The following is a 4,628-nucleotide window of genomic DNA, read 5'->3' as shown; positions in this document are numbered from 1 at the left end:
CCTTCCTCCGGTGGGCCTCCGTTCGCCGTATGCTCCGAAGGCTGTGTCAGAACACCACATGATCCCGGATGGACTCTAAGACGGGCTGTTCCAAACAGAACATAGGTCCCTCAGGTTAGTGGTTTGCATGGTCAACATACAGTCGTGCGCCCAGGAGCAGACAAGCTACGCAACTGGGGGGCTTTGCAGATGCGGCACCTCCAACCAACTATGTGGGACGGCTGGGGGTCCCCTGGCGATAAGCTGTCTTGTGAGGACGCCCGTATGAACGCCCCCTTCAATTCCTCGCTGCTTAAATTTGGCATTGGCCAACCCGTCTCCCGTAAAGAGGATCCGGTACTGCTGCGGGGAGAAGGGCGCTATACGGATGATCTGTCCCTGCCCGGGCAAGCCTATGGAGTGATGGTTCGCAGCCCGTATGGGCATGGGATATTGAACGGGATCGACACGACTGAGGCTGTCACCTTGCCCGGTGTGCTGGCGATCTATACGGGCCGCGATCTGGAGGCGGCCGGGCTCGGTCCCATGCCGGTCTCGGTGGGGCAGAAGAACCGCGACGGCAGCCCCGCCCGTTTGCCGAAACAGCCGGTGATGACGACCGACAAGGTGCGCTTCGTTGGCGACCCGGTGGCCATCGTCGTGGCAGAGACTGCAAAGCAGGCACGCGACGCGGCTGAGGCTGTGGTGTTGGACATCGAGCCGCTGCCTGTCGTGACTGAGGCGCGCGCCGCCGTCGCTCCAAATGCGCCGCTGCTCTACGACGACGTGCCAGGTAACCAAGTGGTGGACTTCCACTACGGCGATGCCGATGTTGTAGCGGGCGCTTTTGAGCAGGCCGCGCATGTCACCCGGCTGCACATCCGAAACAGCCGCGTAGTCGTCTCGCCGATGGAGCCGCGGTCGGCGCTGGCGACCTATGAGAGTGAGCGATATGTCCTGCGTCTGGGCAGCCAGGGCGTCTTCGGCATGCGCGGCAATCTGTCCAAAGTGATGGGTATAGAGCCCAAGGCGCTGCAGGTGCTGACGGGGAATGTCGGCGGTTCCTTCGGCATGAAGGCCAGCGTCTATCCGGAATATCCCGCGCTTCTGCATGCGGCAAAGCAGTTGGGACGGCCGGTGAAATGGACGGATGGACGCACTGAAAGCTTCCTGTCCGATAGCCATGGACGCGACCACGACATGTTGGCGGAGCTGGCGCTGGATGCCGAAGGGCGCTTCCTCGCCGTCAGGATGACGGGTTTTGGAAATCTCGGTGCATACATGAGTAACGCGACCACGTTGCCTTCCACGGGCAATACCGTGAAGAACGTGGTCGGGGTGTACCGCACGCCACTGGTGGAGGTATCGACGCGCTGCGTCTTCACCAACACCACGCCGGTTGGCGCCTATCGTGGTGCGGGACGGCCCGAGGGCAACTATTACATGGAGCGGCTGGTTGAGACCGCTGCGCGGGAGATGGGGATCGACCGGCTGGAATTGCGACGCCGCAATCAGATCCGCCCAGACCAGATCCCATACAAGGCGCCATCGGGGATGCTTTACGACAGCGGTGACTTTCCTGCCGTTCTGGAGAAAGCGCTGGCCGCTGCCGACTGGGATGGTTTCGCTGGACGGCGGGCTGAGAGCCGCGCGCGCGGAAAGTTACGTGGCATTGGAATTGGGCAATATCTCGAAGTGACGGCACCGCCCTCCAAGGAGATGGGGAGCATTCGCTTCGACGAGGATGGTGGCGTGACCATCCTGACGGGTACGCTGGATTACGGGCAGGGGCATGCCTCACCCTTCGCGCAGGTGTTGGTGGACCGGCTTGGCATCCCGTTCGAGCGCATCCGCTTGAGCCAGGGTGATAGTGACCTGCTGATCGCGGGCGGCGGCACGGGCGGCTCCCGCTCCATCATGGCGACCGGCACAGTGCTATCATCGGCCAGCGCACTGGTGATCGAGAAGGGAAGGGCGGCTGCGGCCCATATGTTGGAAGCCTCAGCTGCGGATATCGAGTTTTCCTCCGGGCGGTTCAGCATCGTGGGCACGGACCGGGGGATCGGCATCCTGGAACTCGCGGCGCGGTTGCGTGGGATGACGGGGCTGCCAGACGGATTGCCGCGCACGCTCGATGTGTCTCACACAGACCAGTATGAGGACTCCGCCTTCCCTAATGGCTGCCATATCGCCGAGGTGGAGATCGATCCTGATACGGGCGAAGCGGCTGTGGTTAGCTATGTTACCGCCAATGACTTCGGTGTGCTGGTAAATCCGATGCTGGTTGCCGGTCAGGCACATGGGGGCATCATGCAAGGCATTGGTCAGGCCCTGACAGAGCTGACCGCCTATAATGAGGAGGGGCAGCCGCTCAGTGGATCCTATATGGATTATTGCTTGCCGCGCGCGGAGCATGCGCCGTCCTTCGGCTTTGCAAGTCATCCGGTTCCCGCGCGTACAAACGCTTTGGGAGCGAAGGGATGCGGTGAGGCGGGGTGTGCGGGTGCGTTGCCATCCGTAATGAACGCCGTTGTGGACGCGGTTGAGGAACTGGGCATTCTGCATGTCGACATGCCGGCGACTCCGCTGAAGCTCTGGAGCCTCATCAATAGCGGCAACCAAGCGTGATCGGCGTCAGCCACTCTGCCTCACGGCATTCCTCTGTTGCGGGATTTTGACCCATGGCCGACCTCATGTAGTTCGGCCGCCGCGCTTGGGTCCTGAGCGTCGGCTGCCACCCCTGGCAGTCGACGCAGCGGGCGCAGTTGTTACGTGCGCAGGAGATCGAGATGGTCGAGTTCCGCTCGACCACCGCGAACTTCTCGCCAGCCATCATCGAGCTTAACGCCGCCATGCGCTCCGGCCGTCTCCAGCACGACGGCAACCCGGTGCTGGAGCGGTGCATCGGCAACGTGGGTTGCAAGCCCGACCGTCGGGGCAATCTCTACCCGACTAAGGCGCGGCCGGAGCAGAAGATCGACGCCGCGGTGACCCTCGTCATGGCGATCGGGCGGGCGATGACTGAGCCGGAGCAGTTCACCAGCATCTTTGAGCGGGCGGAGCTGTGGTCGGCGCAGCCGAACGCCGGCGCTGTCGCTCCGACAGCTTAGTTAACCCGCAGGTTGAACTCCTGAACCAGTCTACCGAAGCGGGCATATTCTGCAGCATGGTACGCCGTGAAGTCGGCTCTGGAACGGTACTGGATGGGCATATCCATCCTGCGCATTCCCTCCACAACAGCAGGGGCGGCCATCATGCGTTGGCAAGCCGCCTCAATTCGATCCAGAACCACGGTGGGTGTGCCGGCCGGCGCGTAGAGGCCAGACCAAATGGTAAAAACCAGATCATAGCCGAGTTCGCGCATCGTGGGCGTGTCCGGGAATTCCTGGGTCCGCGCCTCACTGAAGACGGCAATGGGGTGCAGGTTGTACTGCCTGACCAAATTTCCTTGGTCGGTAAAAAGCGGGACCTGCTTGGACACCATGGCTTGCATCACCTCGCCCGAGCCCCGGAAGGGGATATGGTTCATCTCGATCCCGGTGAGGCGCTCCAACGCGATCATGCTGATATGTGGCGTTCCGCCTGGGCCGGTGCTGGCGTAGGGCAGGGTGCCTCGCATTTCGCGGGCTCGTGCGATGACGTCTTGCAGGCTGCGGAAGCCGGAGTCCTGCGGCGTCATCATAACAACAAGAGCAGCCGTGACCTGGCAGATCGGCAGGAAATCGGCCTGTTGGAACGGCGCTCCTCTCGTATGAGGCGTCAGCACGAGTGAGCCTCCCGGCGCAAGCAAGATGGTCGTCCCGTCAGGTCGGGAGCGGGCAAGCTCCAGTGCGCCAACCGTGCCATTGGCTCCAGCCGTGTTCTTGACCACAATCTGACCGTTGAGCGCGATCGCTAACTCCGGCTGCATGATGCGAGCCATGAGGTCCGTGGCACCACCCGGCGGGTAGCCTACAATCATCGTGGCCGCATTCTGCGCGCGAGCGGATGAAATCGACAGGGCCGCGCACAGCAGGCCCACGGCGCTTAGAAGTCGGAGCATGGCGTTCCTTTCCGTGGAGATGTTGTTGCCCAGGATTATGCCGAGCGAGAAGCAGGATGTCTGCATGTCCCTACACTGCTTACTGAAATCTCGAACTGACAGAGCAGGTGATCCTCAGTTGAGCAGGGTCGCGTCGCAATAAGTCCGATCGGCTTATGTCCGTCTGTCCGCTGTAGAACGCGTGCGGCCCATCATCCTTTTCGCCACCGCAGGTATGGTCCGGCAAGGTCGGGGGGTAGTATGCTCCGGCTGGAATGCAACCGGAGGCGTGCGGTTCGTTGGAGACGATTACGATCGTTCTGGTGCTGCTTCTCGCAGTCGTCGTGAGTGGCTGGGTTTCCAGGGCCCTTCCATGGTCGGTTCCGCGGCCATTGGTGCAGATCGCGCTTGGCGGAGTCGTCGGGTTGGCATCCAATCTACGGGTCGAGCTGGACCCAGAGGTCTTCTTTCTGCTTTTCCTGCCGCCACTGCTCTTTCTAGACGGCTGGCGCATTCCGAAGGAAGAGATGCTGCGCGATGCCACTACCATCCTAGATGTTTGGTCCCGGGATTTGGTGGTGCGGGTCATGGATGAATCTAGACGGCTCTTCCGTCCAGGCTTTGCAGA

The 4,628-nt window shown here is 61.9% G+C and carries 4 protein-coding genes; 3 read left to right on the top strand and 1 reads right to left on the bottom strand.

Features of this window, described 5'->3' with window-relative positions:
* The first annotated feature begins 264 nt into the window (after positions 1 to 264).
* The gene (locus JMJ55_RS30285; protein ID WP_202829322.1) at positions 265 to 2,607 is read left to right on the top strand and encodes a xanthine dehydrogenase family protein molybdopterin-binding subunit; all 2,343 of its coding nucleotides are present in this window, start codon (positions 265 to 267) and stop codon (positions 2,605 to 2,607) included.
* A gap of 92 nt (positions 2,608 to 2,699) precedes the next feature.
* Positions 2,700 to 3,089: a terminase TerL endonuclease subunit gene (locus tag JMJ55_RS30280; RefSeq protein ID WP_268885454.1), complete on the top strand. Its 390-nt coding sequence runs from the start codon at positions 2,700 to 2,702 to the stop codon at positions 3,087 to 3,089.
* Here the strand turns inward: JMJ55_RS30280 and JMJ55_RS30275 are convergent.
* Positions 3,086 to 4,087: a Bug family tripartite tricarboxylate transporter substrate binding protein gene (locus JMJ55_RS30275; protein WP_202829320.1), complete on the bottom strand. Its 1,002-nt coding sequence runs from the start codon at positions 4,085 to 4,087 to the stop codon at positions 3,086 to 3,088. The genes JMJ55_RS30280 and JMJ55_RS30275 overlap by 4 nt on opposite strands.
* Positions 4,088 to 4,299: 212 nt before the next feature.
* Between JMJ55_RS30275 and JMJ55_RS30270 the strand changes: the two genes are divergently transcribed.
* Positions 4,300 to 4,628 (top strand): cation:proton antiporter domain-containing protein (locus tag JMJ55_RS30270; protein WP_202829319.1); only part of this gene is annotated, 329 nt, incomplete at its 3' end.

The organism is Belnapia mucosa, from assembly GCF_016775475.1.
Lineage (GTDB): Bacteria > Pseudomonadota > Alphaproteobacteria > Acetobacterales > Acetobacteraceae > Belnapia > Belnapia mucosa.
Note: the sequence above shows the minus strand (reverse complement) of the source record. Positions and strands in the feature narration are given on the sequence as shown.

Bases quoted from the DNA above. Each gene is read 5' to 3' on its own strand.
- JMJ55_RS30285 (WP_202829322.1), top strand. From the start codon at position 265: ATGAACGCCCCCTTCAATTCCTCGCTGCTTAAATTTGGCATTGGCCAA.
- JMJ55_RS30275 (WP_202829320.1), bottom strand. From the start codon at position 4,087: ATGCAGACATCCTGCTTCTCGCTCGGCATAATCCTGGGCAACAACATC.